This is a genomic window from Nakamurella flava (assembly GCF_005298075.1).
In the GTDB taxonomy this organism is placed as follows: Bacteria; Actinomycetota; Actinomycetes; order Mycobacteriales; family Nakamurellaceae; genus Nakamurella; species Nakamurella flava.
The window spans coordinates 37,277-55,483 of sequence record NZ_SZZH01000006.1 but is presented as its reverse complement, the minus strand read 5'-3'; the positions used below and the strand labels follow the sequence as shown (position 1 = coordinate 55,483).

Sequence of the window (18,207 nt, the reverse complement as noted above, 5' to 3'; positions counted from 1 at the left end):
GATCGATGGGCATCGTGCTGGGACCCAACCGCTACGGCAAGGCCGAGGTGCGGATGGTCTTCGTGAACCGGGAATCGCCGGTCCACGAGATCACCGACGTCAACGTCACCAGTCAATTGATCGGCGATTTCGTCGACACCCACCTGACCGGGGCGAACGACGCCGTCATCGCGACCGACACCCAGAAGAACACCGTCTACGCGCTGGCCCGGACCGGCGGGATCACCTCGCCGGAGGAGTTCGCGCTCCGCCTGGCCCGCAACTTCGTCGACCAGTACGACCAGGTCACCGGGGCCCGGATGGCCGTGGAGCAGTTCGGCTGGACCCGCATCAGCACCTCGGCCGGCCCGCACGACCACGCCTTCGCCAAGGGCACGGAGGAGAAGCGGACCACCGTCGTCGTCAAGGACGGCGCGGCCGAGCACGTGGTCTCCGGGCTCACCGGACTGGTGGTGCTGAAGTCGACCGGCAGCGAGTTCTGGGGCTTCCCGCAGGTCGACTACACCTCACTGGTCGAGACCGCCGACCGCATCCTGGCCACCGCGGTCACCGCGACCTGGGTGCACTCGTCGACCGACCTGGACTGGAACGCCACGTTCACGACGATCCGCGAGGCGCTGCTCGAGGCGTTCGCCACCACCCACAGCCTGTCCCTGCAGCAGACCCTTTACGCCATGGGCAAGGGCGCGCTCGAGGCCGTCCCCGAGGTGGCGGAGATCCGGCTGTCGCTGCCGAACAAGCACCACTTCCTGGTCGACCTGGACAAATGGGGCCTGGACAACCCGAACCAGGTCTTCTTCGCGGCCGACCGCCCCTACGGGCTCATCGAGGCGGCCATCGTCCGGGAGGAGGCACCGGTGCCGACCGGGATCTGGGCGGCCGCCGGGCTTTTCGCCTGAGGGCCTCAGGCGGCCTCGACCACGCCGCACGCCGCCCGGCCACCGGAGTCGCCGGTGTTGAGGGTCTCGGCGTCCGGGGTGGGGGCGTACCGGGTCGGGATGTTGCCGAAGTTGTCCGGCCCGAGATGCACCATCACCGCGCTGCCGTCGGCGTCCAGCAGGGCGTCCACCGGCAGGGCGTCGGTGGTCGTCATCAGCTCGGCGGTCCCGTCCGACCCGATCTGCAGTGAGGTCAGGTCGCCGTCGTGGCCGGCGTGGTTCTCGCCCTCGGACTTGAGATGGCCGCCGGCCGACAGGAAGTCGCCGGTCTGGGCCGGGTCGGTGGGGTTGGCGCTGTTCGGCTCGCACTTGCCGATGGTGTGCACGTGGAAGCCCTTGAACCCGGGTTCGAGTCCGGTGACCGAGGCCCGCACGATCATGGTCGACCCCTCGGTGCTGAACGTGACGGTCCCGACCTCGGTGCCGTCCGGGGTGGCGAGCCGAGCCCGGGCCACCTCGGTCCCGCCGGCCCCACTCGTCGGGTCCGCGCTGGTACTGGTGGCGCCGCCCGATCCGCCGTCCAGCCCGGTGGGATCCGTGGTCCCGGTGGCGATGGGGACGGTGCCGTTCCCGGCGGAGACGTTCAGGTCGGTGCCGCTGGTGACGGTGGTCGGGGCGGTGGTCCCGGCCGTCCCGCTGTCGCCGCCGCCGCAGGCGGCCAGCAGGGTGAGGGCCGCCCCGGCGGCGGCGGTGGTCAGGAGCTGGCGGCCGGTTCTCGAGGTGCGCATCGGAATCCTCCAGTTGTCGTTATGACAAGTCGGGTACCCGATCAGGTGGCGCCGAACCCCGGAAGGTCGCAGCGCGTCACGCCTTCCGACCATGAGTGAACGGGATCAATCGGGCGGTCCTCGCTGAATCGGTTAATCACACGTTTACGTATGACGAGGCCGACGGAAACCTGCACTGATCACAGTGCTGTCCGTGCGGCGCTTGCCCGCCGTACCCGCCGACGTGAGGGTGATCGGGCGGTCCCGATCCAGGAGAAGAGGAGCCGACCATGGGTTTTCGCCCGCAACGCGGTCCCGACGGTCAGGTGCTCGAACCGGTCGACGAGCTGCCGCCGTGGCGCATGCTCATCCCGCTCGGCATCCAGCACGTCCTGGCGATGTACGCCGGGGCGGTCGCCGTCCCCCTGGTCGTCGGTGGCGCGCTCATCGCGGCCGGCAAGCTCGACCCCTCTCACCTGGGCTACCTGGTCACGGCCGACCTGTTCGTGGCCGGCATCGCCACGATCATCCAGTCGATCGGCTTCAAGTACTTCGGCGTGCGACTACCCCTGATGCAGGGCTGCACGTTCGCCGCCGTCTCGCCGATGATCGTCATCGGCTCGACCTACGGGGTGACCGCCATCTACGGCGCGGTCATCGCCTCCGGCGTGTTCATGATGGCGCTGGCACCGCTGTTCGCCCGGCTGGTGCGGTTCTTCCCGCCGCTGGTCACCGGCACCGTCATCCTCATCATCGGTCTGTCGCTGATGGGTGTGGCCGCCAACTGGGTGGCCGGCGGGCTCGTCACCGAGGCCGGAGCCGCTCCGGCCAACGTCGGCCTCGCCGCCGGCGTGCTGCTGTTCATCGTCCTCATCGAACGATTCGCCCCGCCCGTGCTCGCCCGGGTGTCGATCCTGCTCGGCATCGTCGTCGGCACGCTGGTGGCCATCCCGTTCGGCATGACGCACTGGAACAAGGTCGGTGACGCGTCCTGGGTCGGGGTGACCACGCCCTTCTACTTCGGCTTCCCGGTCTTCGAGATCTCCGCGGTCGTCTCGATGTGCATCGTGGCGCTGGTGATCATGACCGAGACCACCGGCGACATCCTGGCCATCGGCGAGATCACCAAGACCAAGGTGGACGGCCGCCGGCTGGCCGACGGCCTGCGGGCCGATGGCCTGTCCACGATGCTCGGCGGCGTCTTCAACACGTTCCCGTACACGGCGTTCGCGCAGAACGTCGGCCTGGTGTCGATCACCGGAGTCCGCAGCCGTTACGTGGCCACCCTCGCCGGCGGCATCCTGCTGATCCTCGGTCTGACGCCGAAGATGGGGGCCATCGTCGAGGGCATCCCGCAGCCCGTGCTGGGTGGGGCCGGGATCGCGCTGTTCGGGATGGTGGCCGCGTCGGGTGTCCGGACGCTGTCGACGGTGAAGTTCAACAACAAGAACATCCTCATCGTGGCCATCTCGCTGGGGATCGCGATGATCCCGATCGTCCGCGACGACTTCTACAACGCCTTCCCGACGTGGTTCAAGACCATCTTCCACTCCGGCATCAGCGCCGGCGCGATCACCGCGATCCTGCTCAACCTGCTGCTGAACTCTGACAAGGTCCGCGCCCAGGAAGCGGCCAAGGGTGACGACGGGATCGCCGGGCACGACGCCGTCCGCGAGGCCCCGCAGGTCCACCCCATCGGCGAGGCGGCCGACGTCCCCCGCTGACCCGCTCGTCCAGACGTTCCCTCCTGCAGACGTCGGCGTGGGGGCCCCGCCCCCCCCCCCCCCCCCCCCCACGCCGGCTTCGTCGGTGCCGCTAGCCTCGGCGGGAACCGTCGAGGGGGGACACCGTGACGCTGCCGACTGCGGACCCGACGGCCGCGGCCGTGCAGGCGGCGGTCGACGCCGCCGGCGACCCGGAGCGGGCCGCCGTCATGGCCCGGTTCTTCAAGACCGGACCCGGCGAGTACGGCGAGGGGGACGTCTTCGTCGGGGTGACCGTCCCGGAGCTGCGGCGCATCGCCCGCGAGTTCCGCGGCATCGACCCCGCACAGGTCCGGGCGCTGCTCGAATCACCCGTCCACGAGCACCGGCGGATCGCCCTGACCCTGCTGCGCACCGAGTTCGAGCGCGCCGTCGACCCGCGACCCTGGGTGCAGATCTACCTCGACGCGCTCCGCGACGGCTGCGTCGACAACTGGGATCTGGTCGACGCCTCGGCCGACAGCATCCTCGGCGAGTGGCTGCGCCGGCAGGGCGACCACCATCCGCTCGTCGAGATGGCCGGCCACCCGGACCTGTGGGTGCGGCGGGTCGGCATCGTCGGCACCTTCGCCTTCATCCGTCACGACGACCCGGCGCCGCTGCTGGAGATCGCGCCGTCGGTGATCGACGACCGGCGGGACCTCATCCAGAAGGCCTTCGGGTGGACGCTGCGCGAGATCGGCAAGCGCATCGACGAACGGTTGCTCACCGACTTCCTGAGCGAGAACGCGGCCCGGATGGGACGCACCGCACTCAGCTACGCCGTCGAGCGGTTGACGCCCGAGCAGCGCGCCCACTTCCGCGCGCTGCGCTGACCCGGGTGGGCCGCCGCCTCAGGCCCACGGCCAGCCCGGCGAGGACCACGCCGAGGCCCACCCACACCGCCACGGGCGGAGCGGAGGCACCGGCCGCCAGGGCGATGAGCGTCGCCGCCGGCCCGGCCACCCCGGCGAGCAGTCCGGTGACCGCCGACCCCAACTGGTCGACGCTGCGGAACCACAGCACGAATGCCGCTGCGGTGGCCAGGGCCAGCCACGCGCAGGCCAGCAGCGGACCCGGCGCCCCGAGCTGGGGGAGGGTCTCGCGTTCCCCGGTGAGGCCGACGACCCCGCACCCGAGGGCGGCGACGACGGTGGTCGCCGTCGAGTACGTCCACGCGCCGAGCCGACCCACGACCCGGGCCCCGCACACCGTGAACGCCGTCTCGCCGAGGAGCATGACCACGGCGCAGGCCACCCCGACGGGGTCGGTGCGGCCGCCGCCGGCCACCAGGGCGGCCCCCGCGCTGACGACCACGGCCCCGAGCACCACCCGGCCGGAGGGGCGTCGTCCGGTGGTCCCGGATCGTCGCGCGGTCAGCGGGCCGAGCAGGGCGAGCAGGATCGGTACGGCAGCCACCGCGGTGCCCAGCGCGGCCGGGTCGGCATGGCGGGTGCCGACGACCAGCGCCGCGTTGTAGGCGACGAGACCGGAGCCGGCGCCCAGGCCGATCCACCGCCACTCCGCGCCCCGCGGTCGGCGCAGGACCTGCCGGAACGGCCGCGCCAGCGCCAGCAGAAGAGCGGCCGCCAGTCCGTAGCGGACGGCCTGGGCGGCGAAGAGCGGGGCGGACGTGAGGGGCGCACTGGCCACGACGGCACTTCCGACCAGCACCATCGCGGTGGTGGCCGGCAGGACCGCCCGGAGTGGGTGCGGAGTGGGTGGTGTCGGAGTGGGCACCGGGCGACCGTGTCAGGAGCATGGTCCAGGAAGAAGGACCAAGCAGGACCCGCTCCGATGGACCATGCGAGCTTTATGCTGCTCGACCATGACGGCGGTGGACGATCCGCATCGGAGCCCTGGCCCGGTGGCGACTGCAGAGGCGACCCCCGCGGCACGCGGCAGCGACTTTCTCCAGCTCGACCCCGGCGCGGCCCCGGCCCGGGACCGGGTCGGGTGGCTGGCCGACGAGCTGCGGCGCGCCGTCCAGGATGGGCGGCTGGGCCTCGGGTCTCGGCTCCCGGCGACGCGGATCCTCGCCGCGGAGCTGGGTTTCGCCCGGGGCACCGTGGTCGAGGCCTATCGGCGGCTGGCCGAGACCGGAGTGCTGGACGGCGACCGCGGCGCGGGGACCCGGGTGGTCGCCGTGCCCTCGGTCGTCGGGTCGACGCCGCCGACCGCGGACTCCGTCATCGACGTCGCCTCCGGTCTGCCGGATCTCGCCGCCTTCCCGCGGGCGGCCTGGTTGCGGGCCGAACGGGAGGTCCTGGCCACCGCGACGGCCACCGAACTCGGTTACGCCCATCCGCAGGGCTCGCCGGCCCTCCGGCACGAACTGGCGGCCTGGTTGGCCCGCAGCCGCGGGATCCGCACCACCGCCGAACAGGTCGTCATCACCGCCGGCGTGACCGGCGCGCTGAGCCTGCTGGCCCAGGTGCTGCGCGAGCGCGGTGTCCGCTCCTGCGCGGTCGAGGATCCGAGCGCCCATGGCAACCGGGTCATCCTGCAGGCCTGGCTGGACGACGTGGTCGGGGTCCCGGTCGATGACCAGGGGCTGGTGGTCGCCGATCTCGCGGTCACCGGCCGGTCGGCGGTGCTGGTCACCCCCGCCCACCAGTACCCGACCGGCGTCGTCCTGAGCCCGGCCCGACGGCGTGAGCTCGTCGCCTGGGCCCGGGCCGAGCAGCGGTGGGTCATCGAGGACGACTACGACTCGGAGTACCGCTACGACCGGGCCCCGGTGCCGGCACTGCACCCACTGGCGCCCGACCGCGTCGTCCACGTCTCCAGCCTGTCCAAGACGCTGGCCCCGGCGCTCCGGCTGGGCTGGATGGTGGTACCGGACGCGCTGCGGGCGGAGGTCGTGCACCGGCGCTGGGCCACCGACCTCGGCTCGCCGGTAGTCCCGCAGCTGGTGCTGGCGGAGCTGCTCCGCTCGGGGACGCTCGAACGTCACCTGCGCGCCATGCGGGTGCGGCACCGCCGGCGCCGTGACGCGGCCATCGCCGCGATCGGCCGGCACTTGCCGGGGTGCGACGTGTTGGGGATCGCGGCCGGCGTGCACCTGCTGGTGCGACTGCCGCCCGGCGTCGACGACGTGGCGTTGTGTGCGGCGGCCGCCGACCGCGGCGTGCGGGTGCATCCGTTGTCGGCGCTGCGGTTCGCACCGGGTGGACCCGGTCTGGTGCTCGGGTACGCCGCGCAACCACCCCGGCGGGTCGAGGAGGCCGTCGCCGTCCTGGGGGAGCTGCTGCCGTCCGCGTGACGGTCCAGCGCAACGCTGACGACGACGGTGGGCCGCGGACCAGGTCGCCGGTTCGGGCGGGACTCGCCCGCCACCCGGGAGAACCGGACAGCGTGGGCCTATCGTGCGGCGATGGGCACCGAGGTCGGCCGGGACGGCCGCTGGGCACGGGCGCGGTCGACCCTCGGGCGGCTGCTGCGACCGCCGATCACCATCACCGACCCGCCCGGCGGCGCGACGGTCGAGTGGGACGTCGCCGTGCCGATGCGGGACGGGATCCGGTTGCGGGCCAACGTCTTCCGGCCGCACGGCGACGGGCCGCACCCGGTGCTGCTGTGCGCGCACCCCTACGGCAAGGACGACCTGCCGATCCACCACCGGACCCGGCGCAGGTACCGGGCGTCGCCGCAGTACCGGCTGATGCGCAGCGCCCCGGTGACCCATTCGGCGTGGACGTCCTGGGAGAGCCCGGATCCCGCGCACTGGGTCGCCCGCGGCTACGTCGTGGTCAACGCCGACCTCCGGGGCTGGGGGACCTCCGACGGTGAGCCGCAGGTGCTGTCCGCGCAGGAGGGCCGCGACATCCACGACCTCATCGAGTGGACCGCGGCGCAGCCCTGGTCCAACGGCCGCGTCGGCATGAACGGCGTCTCCTACCTGGCGATCAGCCAGTGGGCGGCCGCCGCGACCCGGCCACCACACCTGGCCGCCATCTGCCCGTGGGAGGGGTTCACCGACTTCTACCGCGACTTCGCCCGCCCCGGCGGCATTCTCGAGACCGGCTTCCTCACCGTGTGGGGGACCGTGACCCGGCGTCGCAGTCGCGGTCGGGCGGACATCCTCGCCCCCGCGCACCGGCGCCCGCTGATCGACGACTGGTACGCCGACCGCAACCGGGATCTCGAGGCCATCGAGGTGCCCGCGCTGGTCTGCGGCAGCTTCTCGGACCACAACCTGCACTCCCGCGGCTCTTTCGAGGGTTTCCGCCGGATCGGCTCGGCGCAGAAGTTCCTCTACACGCACCGCGGCCCGAAGTGGTCGGTGTACTACTCGGCCGCCGCCCTCGACGCCCAGGCCCGGTTCTTCGACCACTTCCTGCTCGGCCGGGACACCGGCATCGACACGCAGCCGCCGGTGCGGGTCGAGATCCGCGAGCGCCGCACCACCGTCGCCGACGTCCGGCACGTCACCGCCTGGCCGCCGGTCGAGTGCGAGTGGCGGACCCTGTCGTGCGCCGCCGGGACCGACGTCACCCACGGCCGTCTGGTCGACGACGCGGGCGCGAGCACGTCGTCGGTCGTGGTCGCCGGCCGTCGCGGACGGGCCTGCTTCACCCACCGCTTCACCTCCGACACCGACGTCGTCGGGCCGATGACGGTGACCCTGAGCGTCTCGGTGGACGGCGCCGACGACTTCCCGGTCATCGTCGGGGTGCGCAAGTTCTCCGGCGGGCGGGAAGTGACGTTCGAGGGGTCGTTCGGCTTCGCGGGCGACCTGGTCACCCACGGGGTGCTGCTGGTGTCCCATCGGGAGACCGACCCCGCGCGTTCGCTGCCGGGCCGGCCGTTCCACCCGCACACCCGGCGGCAGCCGGTGACCCCGGGCGAGCGGGTGGAGATGCAGATCGGGTTGCTGCCGTCGGCCACCCGGTTCCGGGCCGGCGACGAACTGCGGCTGGACGTGCAGGGCCGCTGGTTCCACGGCCGGAACCCGGTGTCCGGCCAGTTCCCCGCGGGCTACCGCACCCGCGCGACCGGACGGTTGACGCTGCACCTGGGCCCGGACGCCGGCTGCCGGCTCACCCTGCCGGTGTGGCGGGACTGACCGCACCGATCGCCCGGCCCCCCGCTCCGTCCACTTGTCATACCCGCACCTTCGTCCGTCGGCGGAAGGTGCGGGTATGACAAGTCGGCGCGACCGACGCCGACTGAGGTCAGTGCTGCGCCGGCAGCACGTGGTCGCCGACCTTGTCGGTCGACAGGTCGAGCGAGCACACGTAGGCGTCGTGCGTCTGGCACCTGACCATGTCGGGACGCTCGTAGTCGACCCGGCAGACGTGGCAGGTGAGGTGCTCACCGGAGGGGTTGCCGTCGGCGTCGAACATCGGCAGGTCGATGCCGTCGTCGGTGCGGCGCAGGTAGTACCTGCCCTTGGTGACCACGGCGATGAGCGGGGTGAGCACCAGGGCCAGCACGATCGCCACGATCGGCGAGAACGGCTGGATCCCGCTGCCGAACAGGCCGAAGAACACCGCGATGGACAGGCCGGCGGACAGGATCACCGAGACGAACCCGACGGGGTTGAACGCGTAGAGCATGCCCCGGCGGAACTCCGGGACGGTCGGCGAGATCTTCAGCAGACCCTTGTTGATGACGATGTCGGCGGCGACGGTCACGACCCAGGCCATGGCGCAGTTCGCGTAGAAGCCCAGGATGGTGTTGAGGACGCTGAACATGTTCAGCTCCATCAGCAGCAGCGCGACGGCCAGGTTGAACAGCACGAACACCAGCCGCCCCGGGTAGTGCTTGGTGACCCGGGTGAACGAGTTCGTCCAGGCCAGCGAGCCGGAGTAGGCATTGGTGACGTTGATCTTGATCTGGCTGATGACGACGAGGATGACGGCCAGCGTCATGGCCGCCCAGTCGGGCAGGAACTGCTCGTAGACGGTGAGGAACTGGTGCACCGGCTCGTTGGCGGTGGCCGACGCATCGGGGGTCAGCCGGGCGATGATGTAGACCGCGACGAACAGGCCGACGATCTGCTTGACCGCGCCGAAGATGACCCAGCCCGGTCCGGCCAGGATGACCGCACGCCACCAGGAGCGCCGGTTGGCATCGGTCCGCGGCGGCATGAAGCGCAGGTAGTCGATCTGCTCGGCGATCTGCGCCATCAGGGACAGGCAGACGCCGGCGGCCAGCATCATCGAGGCGAAGCTGGGCGCCCCGTCACCGTCGGCGCCCTGGTAGGCGAAGAACGTCTCGACCGAGTCGGGGTGGCTGACCAGCAGGTAGACCATCGGGATGACGAACAGCACCAGCCAGAGCGGTGTGGTCCAGACCTGCAGCTTGGCCAGGGCTTTCATACCGTAGATGACCAGCGGGATGACCATCAGCGTGGAGATGGCGTACCCCAGCCACAGCGGGATGCCGAGCCCCAGTTCCAGGCCCTGGGCCATGATCGAGCCCTCGAGGGCGAAGAAGATGAACGTGAACGTCGCGAAGATGACGTTCGTCAGCACCGACCCGTAGTACCCGAACCCGGAACCGCGGGTGATCAGGTCCAGGTCGATGTTGTACCGGGCCGCGTAGTAGGCCAGCGGGAAGCCGGTGACGAAGATGATCACCGCCGCGATGGCGATGCCCCACAGCGCGTTGGTGGTGCCGTGGGCGATGCCGATGTTGGCGCCGATGGCGAAGTCGGCCAGGTAGGCGATGCCGCCCAGGGCCGAGGTCGCGACGACCCCGGTCCCCCAGCGGCGGTAGGAGCGGGGCGCGAAGCGCAGCGTGTAGTCCTCGAGCGTCTCCTTGCTCGCGTCCAGCGAGTGCGGTTCCTCGAGGCTGGGGGGCACGGTGGGCGGGACGTCGGGCGGCGGCCCGGTGACGTCGGTGCGCTGTCCCGCGCGATCAACATCGGTCATGGCGATCCTCCTGGACCGGACGACTGGCCGGTCCGAGCCGCCGTGGGAAACGACGGTCGCTCGGGGCCGGAGCGGGCGCCGAGGCGGCGCGCTCGCCGTGGCGGAAACCTACGAACATTCTGTTACCGAGGGATTGCCGTCCGTTGACGTTCCTGGACACAAACGGACATCTGCCCCCCCACGGGTGCCCGACAGGGAACGCCGACCGGCGCCGGGCGCGTCCATCATGGGTTCGGGTGCACCACGACGGACCGGGCGTCGAGTTCGCTCACGGCGGCAGGCCCGTCCGGTCCAGTGACGGGTCTCGAGAAGGGTTCGGACAGCACCATGCGCGGAATGCGGGCCGAGGCCAGCGTGCTCCACCTCGACCTGGATGCCTTCTTCGCGGCGGTGGAGCAGCGCGACAAGCCCTCACTGCGGGGAAAGCCGGTCGTGGTCGGTGGCACCGGGGGACGGGGCGTCGTCGCCACCGCTTCCTACGAGGCCCGGGCCTACGGCGCGCGCTCTGCGATGTCCAGCGTCGAGGCCCGCCGCCGCTGCCCGCCGGGGACGGCGTTCCTCGGCGGTCGGTTCAACGCCTACGCGATCACCTCCCGCGTGGTGATGGACATCCTGGGCGAGCTCTCCCCCCTGGTGGAGCCGGTCAGCGTCGACGAGGCCTACGTCGACCTCGCCGCCGGGGGGCACGCCACCGACTTCGATGCGCTGACCGGGCTGGCCCGCGACCTCAAGCACCGCATCTTCACCGCCACCGGCGGAGTGCGCGGGTCGGTGGGCATCGCGTCGTCCAAGACCCTGGCCAAGATCGGCAGCGAACTCGACAAGCCCGACGGCCTGCGGATCGTCCCACCGGGCAGCGAGCTGGACGTGCTGCACCCGCTACCGGTGCGGGCGCTGCCCGGCGTCGGCCCGGTCACCGGCGACCGGTTGGCCGCGGTGGACGTCCGCACCGTCGGCGACCTGTACGCGCAACCACTGACCGATCTGATCGCCCTGCTCGGGCAGGCCCACGGCGATCAGCTGTACCGGCTGGCCCGGGCGCAGGACCCCCGACCGGTGGTGCCCGAGCGGGAGGTCAAGAGCGTGTCCGCCGAGCGCACGTACTCCACCGACCTCACCGACCTGCCCACCCTGGAGCGCGAGATCGGGGTGCTGGCCCAGCGGGTGGTGACCCGGCTGCGGGCCGACGGGACGGCAGGCCGCACGGTCACCCTCAAGTTCCGGCGCTACGACTTCACCACCCTCACCCGGTCCACGACCCTGCCCCGACCCGTCGACGACGCCCGCACGGTCACGGACCTCGCGCGACGGCTGCTGATGGGCATCGACCGCACCGGTGGGGTCAGACTGCTCGGCCTGGGCGTGTCCGGCCTCGTCACCGATCTGCAGGGGGATCTGTTCGCCGCCGACCCGGTGCCGGTCACCGACGTCGAGGAGAGCGTCCTGCCCCCCGTCGCCGATCCGGCGCCCGTCCCCACCGTGCCGGTCTGGCAGCCCGGGCAGGACGTCGAGCACACCGGGATGGGCCGCGGCTGGGTCTGGGGCAGTGGGCTGAACCGGGTGACCGTCCGGTTCGAGGGCCCGCTGACCGGCCCGGGACCGGTCCGTACCTTCGCCGCGGACGACCCCGACCTCGCTCCCGCCGACCCGCCCGACTGGCGGTGACCTCCTTCCTGGGCGGGTGACGGACGGCGGTACTAGCGTGGCCGCGTGGCTCGTCCCGCGATGAACCCCGATGTGCTCGGCTGGTTGCTGGAGTCCGATCCGGCGCTGCGCTGGCAGGTCGAACGCGACCTGGCCGACGCGCCGGCGAAGGTGTGGCGTGCGACCCGGGACCGGGTGCCCCAGGAAGGTTTCGGGGCCGCGCTGCTGGCCCGGCAGGACCCGGACGGCCAGTGGGCCGGCGGTGCGTTCTTCCCGGCCGCCGACCATCCGGCGCGGGACCCCGAAGCGCAGAAGGAGCATGCCGGCGGCGGGATCGGCCAGCCCTGGATCGCCACTACCTGGTCGCTGACGTCGTTGCGGGAGTGGGGGGTTCCGGCGTCGGCGCTACGGCCGGGCACGGGCGACCTGATCGCGGCCAACAGCCGGTGGGAGTACGACGACCTGCCCTACTGGGACGGCGAGGTCGACGTCTGCATCAACGCGATGACGCTGCTCAACGGCGTCTGGCTCGGGCGGGACATGAGCGGACTGGGCGCCTGGTTCCCGGCGCACCAGATGGCCGACGGCGGGTGGAACTGCGACTGGGTCGAGGGGTCCGTCCGCGGGTCGTTCCACTCCACGCTCAACGCGATCCGCGGACTGCTCGGGTACGAGCAGCTCCTCGGGCCGCGCCCGGAACTGCGGGAATCCCGGCGGCGCGGCGAGGAGTACCTGCTGGAAAGGCATCTCACCCGGCGCCTGACCACCGGGCAGACGGTGGCCGACTGGGTCGACCACTACGCGTCCCCGTTCCGCTCGTACTACTCGGTCCTGCGGGCGCTGGATCACTTCCGGGCCGCCGCGCTGTTCGGCGATCCCGCCCCGGACCCGCGGATGGCCGAGGCAGTGGAGCTGGTCCGGGCCGCCCGGAGCGACGACGGACGGTGGATCCGGCGGATGACCTACCCGGGCCAGATCTGGTTCGACGTCGACGATTTCGTCGGTCAGCCGTCGAGATGGCTGACCTTCCATGCCCTCCGGGTGCTGCGGTGGTGGGACGGCGCGTCAGTCGTGTGAGGCCGCGGCGCGTTCGGCCTGGCGGCGCAGCCCGTCGAGCAGCAGGTCGAGCCCGGCCCGGAACTGCTCGCCGTCGTCGTGGACCCGGAACTCGTCGAGAATGGAGTGCAGGAAGGGGAATTCGTCCTCGTCCAGGGCCGACCACTGTTCCACGACGTGATCCATGAACTCCTCCCGGGTCACCCCGCCACTGACGATCTCGGTGGGCGGCTCCTGCGACAGGTCGGCCGCCGCCCCGACGACGAACCCGATGACGGCCGACGTGGCGTCGAACGACTGGCGGGGGGTGAGGTGCAGGCGCAGCACCTGGCCACCGAGTCGCTCGAAGAACCGCAACGAGTTCGGCTGAAAGGCCGTGTTACGCATGAAGTAGCTGGCCAACCAGGGTCGCTGCGCCGCCGTGGTGAACAGAGCCAGCGCGATGTGACGCAGGGCGTCGATCGGGTCCGGGTCGTCGACGAACTGCTCGGTGTCGTCCAGCACCGATTCCAGGACGTGGTCGGCGGCCCGGTCGAGCAGTTCGTCCTTGCTCTGCACGTACCAGTAGATGCTGCCGACGCCACCGCCCAGCCGCGCGGCCAGGGCGCGGAACGTCAGGGCCGGTTCGCCGGACTCGTCCAGCAACCGCACCGTCTCGGCGAGCACGGCCTCCATCGAGTGCGAGGCCCGTCGGCGCGGCGGCCGTGGTGGCCGGGCGGGGCGAGGGGGACGGGCGGCGCGCTGCGGCGACTGGGGCGACGACACCCTTGCATCGTATCGAACGCGGTTCTATAGTCTCGAACGTCGTTCGGTTACCGAACGCGGTTCGATTCTCCCGAGAGGTGCCCCATGAGCACATCCCCTTCCCCGGTCGCGGACTCGGCCACCCCCGCCCGCACCTACCCCTCACTCCGCGCCGCCTGGATCCCGCTGGCCGCGCTGTGCCTGGCCTTCTTCGTCGAGATGGTCGACAACACCCTGCTGACCATCGCCCTGCCCACCATCGGCCGCGACCTGCAGGGCAGCACCACGTCCCTGCAGTGGATCACCGGCGCCTACTCGCTGACCTTCGGCGGCCTGCTGCTGACCGCCGGGTCGATCGCCGACCGTTTCGGCCGGCGACGGGTCCTGCTGATCGGGCTCACCGCGTTCGGCCTGATGAGCCTGGCCGTGCTGGCGGTCACCACCACCGGCGAACTCATCGTGCTGCGGGCCGGGCTCGGCATCGCCGCCGCCGCGATGGCCCCCATCACCAACTCACTGGTCTTCCGGCTCTTCGACGACCAGACCCTGCGCATGCGGGCGATGACGGTGATGATCGTCGTCGGCATGAGCGGCTTCATCCTCGGCCCCGTGCTCGGCGGCACCGCCCTGACCCACGTCGGCTGGCAGTGGTTGCTGCTGGTCAACGCCCCGATCGCGCTCATCGCCCTGGTCGGGGTCCGCTTCGGGGTGGCCAAGGACGACCCGGCCGGCCTGACCGACGACGCCCTCGACATCCCCGGGGCCGCGCTGACCATCCTGGCCATCGGCCTGGCCTGCTACACGCTGACCAGCGGCGTCGAGCACGGCTGGTCGTCCTGGCCCACCGTGCTGTCGGCCGTCGGCGCCGTCCTCGCGGTGGTCGGCTTCGTCTGGCGCGAGCGCACCGCGGCGGCCCCGATGCTCGACCTGAAGCTGCTGGGGCTGCCCACCGTGCGCGGGGCGACCCTGGCCCAGCTCGGCACGTCGATGGCCATGATCGGCGTGATGTTCAGCCTGGTCCTGCATTTCCAGTACGCCTACGGCTGGAGCCCGGTGGTGGCCGGCCTGGCCAACCTGCCGTTCATCGTCACCATGCTGGCCTCGACCCCGCTCACCGAGTTCCTGGTCCGGCGCTACGGACGGCGCATCGCCTGCATCATCGGAGTCGGTGTGCTCATCGTCGGGCTGGCCTGGCTGGCCTGGGCCGTCGACCACGGCTACCTGGCCATCGCCGTCGGCATGGTGCTCATGACCGCCGGTCTGCGGACGGTCATGACGATCTGCGCGGTCGGTCTCGTCGACGCCATGCCGGAGAACCGCACGTCGCTCGGGGCCGCCCTCAACGACACCGCCCAGGAGGTCGGCACCAGTATCGGAGCGGCCCTAGTGGGAACGCTCATCGCCGCCCTGGTCGTCACCACCCTGCCGCTGGGGGCCTGGAGCCCCGAACTGGTCGAGAGCTACTTCCACGGCGAGCAGATCGCCTACCTGGTCCTCACCGTCCTGGTCGGGGCCGTCGCCCTCCTCGGCGCCGCCACCCTCGACAACTCCCACAGCGCCGACGAGAAGCACGCCGAACCCGTCGAAGCCTGATCCCACACGCCCCCGACCCCCCCGCCACGACCTCCCCCCCTCGCGACCTCACCCCCCGCGCGACTTGGTAAAGCCCGTCGGAAAAACGTCGCGGAGGCGGCGTGTTCCGCCCAGTCGCGCGGGGGTGCGGGGTCGCGCGGGCCGTCGCCCCTTTCGCGACTTGGTAAAGCCCGTCGGAAAAGCGTTCGGGAAGCGGCGTGTTCCGCCCAGTCGCGGAGCGGGACGCGTCAGGCGGGCTCGACGTCGAAGGTGAAGCCGCGCCCGCGCAGCCGGTCGACCAGCCCCTCGCCCAACGCCACCGCGGGCGTCAGCACCCCGCCTCGCTGCCCGTCCTGACGGGTGGCCGCCAGCTCCAGAGCGCTCTCGGCCAGCATCACCGAGGTGGCCGCGTAGCCGGGGTCACCCTTGGCCGCCACGGTGGCCCGATAGCGGGCGCCGGTGGTCGTCCGGGCCCGCACCTCGATGCGGAAATGTCCCTCCCGCTGCGCCTTCTCGCTCGGTCCCTCGCCCGGGGAGGGCAGGATGCGGTCGACGACCGGGGCGAGGAACGGCTGTCCGACCGCCAGCCCGATGAGCCCCTGGCCGACGGCGGCGCCGGTGGCGGCGACGGGGGACCACCAGGAATCACCGGTGGCCACCGACTCGCGGTACCGCATCGTGCGGCCGTACCGGTGGCCGAGCAGGGAGTTGCTGCGGCGGACGACGCGGGTGTTGTACGGGGCCATGACGAACGGCGCGACCCACGTCCCGTCGTCCAGCCGGGTCGGCGGGGTGAAGTCCGGCTGCTTGCCGAGGTGCGGTTCGGACTGCCGGTCCGGGCTGAGCGCGTACGGGTCCGCCGCCACCTTCCGCAGCGACGGGTCCTCCCGGGTCTCGCGGAGCTGGTTGCGGAGCGAGTCGATGGTGCCGCCGCTGAACCCGCCCTTGGCCGAGCGCACCAGCAGATCCACGTCGGTCAGCTCACCGGCGCCGTCGGCGGCGGCCCGGTCGGCCAGCAGCAGGACGGCCAGGTCGCTGGGCACCGAGTCGAACCCGCAGGAGTGCACGATCCGCGCCCCGGTCCGGCCCGCCCGCGGGTGGGCGGCGGCCAGGCTCTGCCGGACGAACAGCACCTCGCCGGTCAGGTCGGTGTAATCGGTGCCCGCCTCGGCGCACGCCTTGACCAGCGGCAACCCGTGCCGCGCGTACGGTCCGACGGTGCTGATGACGACCCCGGTCGACTCGGCCAAGGCCCGCATCGAGGACGCGTGGGCGCTGTCGGCGACGACGACGGGCCAGTCGACCCCGATCTCGTCGCGGACCGCCTCCACCCGCGATCGGGTCCGCCCGGCCAGCGCCACCCTCGTCCCGCTCGGGGCGTGCTGCGCCAACTGCCGGGCGACGAGCCTGCCGACGAAGCCGCTCGCGCCGAACAGGACGATGTCGTGGTCGCGTTCTGTCATGGTTCGCCTTCCGCTGTCTGCCAGGGGTGCTCAGCGCAGGAGCGCCGCCGTCTGCAGGAGACCGGACGACTCGAACCGCCTCAGCACCTCGCTGGGAGTGGGTTCCCCCTTCCAGGCCCGGGAAAGCTGGTGGACGACCCCGTGAAGGACATCGGGGGCGAGATGGAACTGATCGACCAGGAGGTCGTCTGCGCGCTTGGCCTCGATGTTCCACGTGTCGAGGACAGCGGGTGGGAAGTCACGCAGGTTGTCCGTGACGATCAGCTGGGCGCCGCTCGCGATGGCCGCTGCCAGCACGTGGCGGTCGTCAGGTTCGGGAAGCTCGAGACCATCGATGAGGGGGTGGTGGTTCCCGACTGCGGCAGACGGCAGGGCCTCGGCCATGAGTTCGAACAGGCGGCTCAACTGGTCACGGGAAATGTCGGGTCGGTCCGCCGCCACATTCCGACGAACCTCGTCGAGGATGTCGTCAGTCCACCGAGCCTGGACGGTCCCGGCGATGGCGACCCGGATCAAGACGTCGCGGGTGACAGACGGATAGAGGACGCAGGCGTCGTACACGGCAATGAATGCCATGTCAGTACAGCCCCATCTCCTCGGTCAGCCGAGTGAGTTCGTCGGCCGCAGCAGTCTGGCGACGTTCGGACGACTCCTTGAAGGCCCGAAGCGAACTGGCCAGCACCCGGCGATGCGTTCCCACCAGCCGGTACTCGATCTCGCCCTGCTCCAACAGCTTGATGACGTGGGGTCGCGAAACGTTGAGCAGATCGGCAGCCTGCTGCGTCGTGAGCTCGGCATGCGCAGGGATGACCGACACGGGCACCCCAGCGGCCATGGCGCTGAGGATCTGCCGCAGGAGCTCCGCAGCCGCCCGGGGAACGGTCAGCTCGTCGTCCTGGGGGTCATGCAGTGGCACCGTCTCGCCGGAATGGGTACGCAGGATGTTGTGGACGCGGTACGCCGCGTCCTTCGCAGCTCGACTCTGTTGTTCAGTGGTCGGCCCGCCCGCCACGTCTGCCGTCATGACGGCTCCTTCCTCGCTATTCGAAGCATACGCAACGAGTGGTCGAGGGTGCGGACGTGTGCACCGAGGGGCTATCGCGCCAGGTTCGAGTCGGCGGTAGGGAGGGTGCGGGTGAAGTTGATGACGGCCTGTCCGGCTCGCTTGAGCGGCCGGGTGTCGATCTGATGGGCCAGCACGGTACGGCTCCACCCCGTGCTCGATCGACGCTGCTGCGTGCCATCCCCGCTGGTCAGGGTCGTTGAGCTTGTTCAGCAGGATGACGTGATGGGCCCAGGGCAATTGGGCAGCAGCCTGTTGCACAATTGCCTCCCGCGGCCACGCGGCAGCGAACGCGCGTACCGACTTCAGGTTTCGGGGCGAGTAGCCCTTGGCATCGGATCGGGAAGCGCGGCCCGCTGCGGGAGGGCGACGGCGGCCTGGAACTCGGCCCGCAGCG

General features: G+C 71.4%; 15 protein-coding genes and 1 pseudogene. 8 read left to right on the top strand and 8 right to left on the bottom strand.

What is annotated here, in order from left to right; genetic code table 11:
• Positions 1 to 5 precede the first annotated feature (5 nt).
• Positions 6 to 899, top strand: a complete 894-nt coding sequence (pucL, locus tag FDO65_RS18315; protein ID WP_137451189.1) for a factor-independent urate hydroxylase — start codon at positions 6 to 8, stop codon at positions 897 to 899.
• 5 nt (positions 900 to 904) lie between these two features.
• On the opposite strand, the gene FDO65_RS18310 is transcribed toward pucL, so the two are convergent.
• Positions 905 to 1,666: a superoxide dismutase family protein gene (locus FDO65_RS18310; protein ID WP_137451188.1), complete on the bottom strand. Its 762-nt coding sequence runs from the start codon at positions 1,664 to 1,666 to the stop codon at positions 905 to 907.
• A 269-nt stretch (positions 1,667 to 1,935) separates the two neighbouring features.
• Between FDO65_RS18310 and FDO65_RS18305 the strand changes: the two genes are divergently transcribed.
• Positions 1,936 to 3,369 carry a nucleobase:cation symporter-2 family protein gene (locus tag FDO65_RS18305; RefSeq protein WP_137451187.1) on the top strand — a complete coding sequence of 478 codons (1,434 nt, stop codon included), beginning with the start codon at positions 1,936 to 1,938 and terminating at the stop codon, positions 3,367 to 3,369.
• A gap of 131 nt (positions 3,370 to 3,500) precedes the next feature.
• Positions 3,501 to 4,223: a DNA alkylation repair protein gene (locus FDO65_RS18300; RefSeq protein WP_137451520.1), complete on the top strand. Its 723-nt coding sequence runs from the start codon at positions 3,501 to 3,503 to the stop codon at positions 4,221 to 4,223.
• On the opposite strand, the gene FDO65_RS18295 is transcribed toward FDO65_RS18300, so the two are convergent.
• Positions 4,162 to 5,127 carry a DMT family transporter gene (locus tag FDO65_RS18295; RefSeq protein ID WP_137451186.1) on the bottom strand — a complete coding sequence of 322 codons (966 nt, stop codon included), beginning with the start codon at positions 5,125 to 5,127 and terminating at the stop codon, positions 4,162 to 4,164. The two genes, FDO65_RS18300 and FDO65_RS18295, sit on opposite strands and share 62 nt — an antisense overlap.
• Positions 5,128 to 5,254: 127 nt before the next feature.
• Here FDO65_RS18295 and pdxR point away from each other — a divergent pair, with 127 nt between their 5' ends.
• Together pdxR and FDO65_RS18285 are read left to right on the top strand one after the other, a co-directional pair.
• On the top strand, positions 5,255 to 6,652 hold the full coding sequence (gene pdxR / locus FDO65_RS18290) for a MocR-like pyridoxine biosynthesis transcription factor PdxR (protein ID WP_240757710.1): 1,398 nt from the start codon (positions 5,255 to 5,257) through the stop codon (positions 6,650 to 6,652).
• 111 nt (positions 6,653 to 6,763) lie between these two features.
• Entirely contained in the window at positions 6,764 to 8,455 is a 1,692-nt protein-coding gene (locus FDO65_RS18285) for a CocE/NonD family hydrolase (RefSeq protein ID WP_137451184.1), read from the top strand.
• A 109-nt stretch (positions 8,456 to 8,564) separates the two neighbouring features.
• Here the strand turns inward: FDO65_RS18285 and FDO65_RS18280 are convergent, their stop codons facing one another.
• Positions 8,565 to 10,268: a purine-cytosine permease family protein gene (locus FDO65_RS18280; protein ID WP_137451183.1), complete on the bottom strand. Its 1,704-nt coding sequence runs from the start codon at positions 10,266 to 10,268 to the stop codon at positions 8,565 to 8,567.
• 336 nt (positions 10,269 to 10,604) lie between these two features.
• On the opposite strand from FDO65_RS18280, the gene FDO65_RS18275 reads away from it, so the two are divergent.
• Positions 10,605 to 11,933 carry a DNA polymerase IV gene (locus FDO65_RS18275; protein ID WP_137451182.1) on the top strand — a complete coding sequence of 443 codons (1,329 nt, stop codon included), beginning with the start codon at positions 10,605 to 10,607 and terminating at the stop codon, positions 11,931 to 11,933.
• A gap of 60 nt (positions 11,934 to 11,993) precedes the next feature.
• Complete coding sequence (locus FDO65_RS18270; RefSeq protein WP_137451519.1) at positions 11,994 to 12,989, top strand: squalene cyclase; 996 nt, start codon at positions 11,994 to 11,996, stop codon at positions 12,987 to 12,989.
• On the opposite strand, the gene FDO65_RS18265 is transcribed toward FDO65_RS18270, so the two are convergent.
• Complete coding sequence (locus tag FDO65_RS18265) at positions 12,978 to 13,643, bottom strand: TetR/AcrR family transcriptional regulator (RefSeq protein WP_137451518.1); 666 nt, start codon at positions 13,641 to 13,643, stop codon at positions 12,978 to 12,980. The genes FDO65_RS18270 and FDO65_RS18265 overlap by 12 nt on opposite strands.
• A gap of 174 nt (positions 13,644 to 13,817) precedes the next feature.
• Here FDO65_RS18265 and FDO65_RS18260 point away from each other — a divergent pair, with 174 nt between their 5' ends.
• Positions 13,818 to 15,305: an MFS transporter gene (locus FDO65_RS18260; protein ID WP_137451181.1), complete on the top strand. Its 1,488-nt coding sequence runs from the start codon at positions 13,818 to 13,820 to the stop codon at positions 15,303 to 15,305.
• Positions 15,306 to 15,532: 227 nt separating this feature from the next.
• Here the strand turns inward: FDO65_RS18260 and FDO65_RS18255 are convergent, their stop codons facing one another.
• The 4 genes and pseudogenes from FDO65_RS18255 to FDO65_RS23365 form a co-directional block, all read right to left on the bottom strand.
• Complete coding sequence (locus tag FDO65_RS18255; RefSeq protein WP_137451180.1) at positions 15,533 to 16,747, bottom strand: saccharopine dehydrogenase family protein; 1,215 nt, start codon at positions 16,745 to 16,747, stop codon at positions 15,533 to 15,535.
• A gap of 30 nt (positions 16,748 to 16,777) precedes the next feature.
• Complete coding sequence (locus FDO65_RS18250) at positions 16,778 to 17,323, bottom strand: PIN domain-containing protein (RefSeq protein WP_137451179.1); 546 nt, start codon at positions 17,321 to 17,323, stop codon at positions 16,778 to 16,780.
• Position 17,324: 1 nt separating this feature from the next.
• Positions 17,325 to 17,771 carry a helix-turn-helix domain-containing protein gene (locus FDO65_RS22930; RefSeq protein ID WP_137451178.1) on the bottom strand — a complete coding sequence of 149 codons (447 nt, stop codon included), beginning with the start codon at positions 17,769 to 17,771 and terminating at the stop codon, positions 17,325 to 17,327.
• A gap of 249 nt (positions 17,772 to 18,020) precedes the next feature.
• Positions 18,021 to 18,119, bottom strand: a pseudogene (locus FDO65_RS23365) (PDDEXK nuclease domain-containing protein); the annotation flags it as partial.
• Positions 18,120 to 18,207: the final 88 nt, after the last annotated feature.

Excerpts from the sequence above, each read along its gene's own strand:
- FDO65_RS18285 (WP_137451184.1), top strand. The coding sequence starts at position 6,764 with ATGGGCACCGAGGTCGGCCGGGACGGCCGCTGGGCACGGGCGCGGTCG.
- FDO65_RS18305 (WP_137451187.1), top strand. The coding sequence starts at position 1,936 with ATGGGTTTTCGCCCGCAACGCGGTCCCGACGGTCAGGTGCTCGAACCG.
- pucL (WP_137451189.1), top strand. The coding sequence starts at position 6 with ATGGGCATCGTGCTGGGACCCAACCGCTACGGCAAGGCCGAGGTGCGG.
- FDO65_RS18310 (WP_137451188.1), bottom strand. The coding sequence starts at position 1,666 with ATGCGCACCTCGAGAACCGGCCGCCAGCTCCTGACCACCGCCGCCGCC.
- FDO65_RS18260 (WP_137451181.1), top strand. The coding sequence starts at position 13,818 with ATGAGCACATCCCCTTCCCCGGTCGCGGACTCGGCCACCCCCGCCCGC.
- FDO65_RS18255 (WP_137451180.1), bottom strand. The coding sequence starts at position 16,747 with ATGACAGAACGCGACCACGACATCGTCCTGTTCGGCGCGAGCGGCTTC.
- FDO65_RS18250 (WP_137451179.1), bottom strand. The coding sequence starts at position 17,323 with ATGGCATTCATTGCCGTGTACGACGCCTGCGTCCTCTATCCGTCTGTC.
- FDO65_RS18270 (WP_137451519.1), top strand. The coding sequence starts at position 11,994 with ATGAACCCCGATGTGCTCGGCTGGTTGCTGGAGTCCGATCCGGCGCTG.
- FDO65_RS18280 (WP_137451183.1), bottom strand. The coding sequence starts at position 10,268 with ATGACCGATGTTGATCGCGCGGGACAGCGCACCGACGTCACCGGGCCG.
- FDO65_RS18275 (WP_137451182.1), top strand. The coding sequence starts at position 10,605 with ATGCGGGCCGAGGCCAGCGTGCTCCACCTCGACCTGGATGCCTTCTTC.
- FDO65_RS18265 (WP_137451518.1), bottom strand. The coding sequence starts at position 13,643 with ATGGAGGCCGTGCTCGCCGAGACGGTGCGGTTGCTGGACGAGTCCGGC.
- FDO65_RS22930 (WP_137451178.1), bottom strand. The coding sequence starts at position 17,771 with ATGACGGCAGACGTGGCGGGCGGGCCGACCACTGAACAACAGAGTCGA.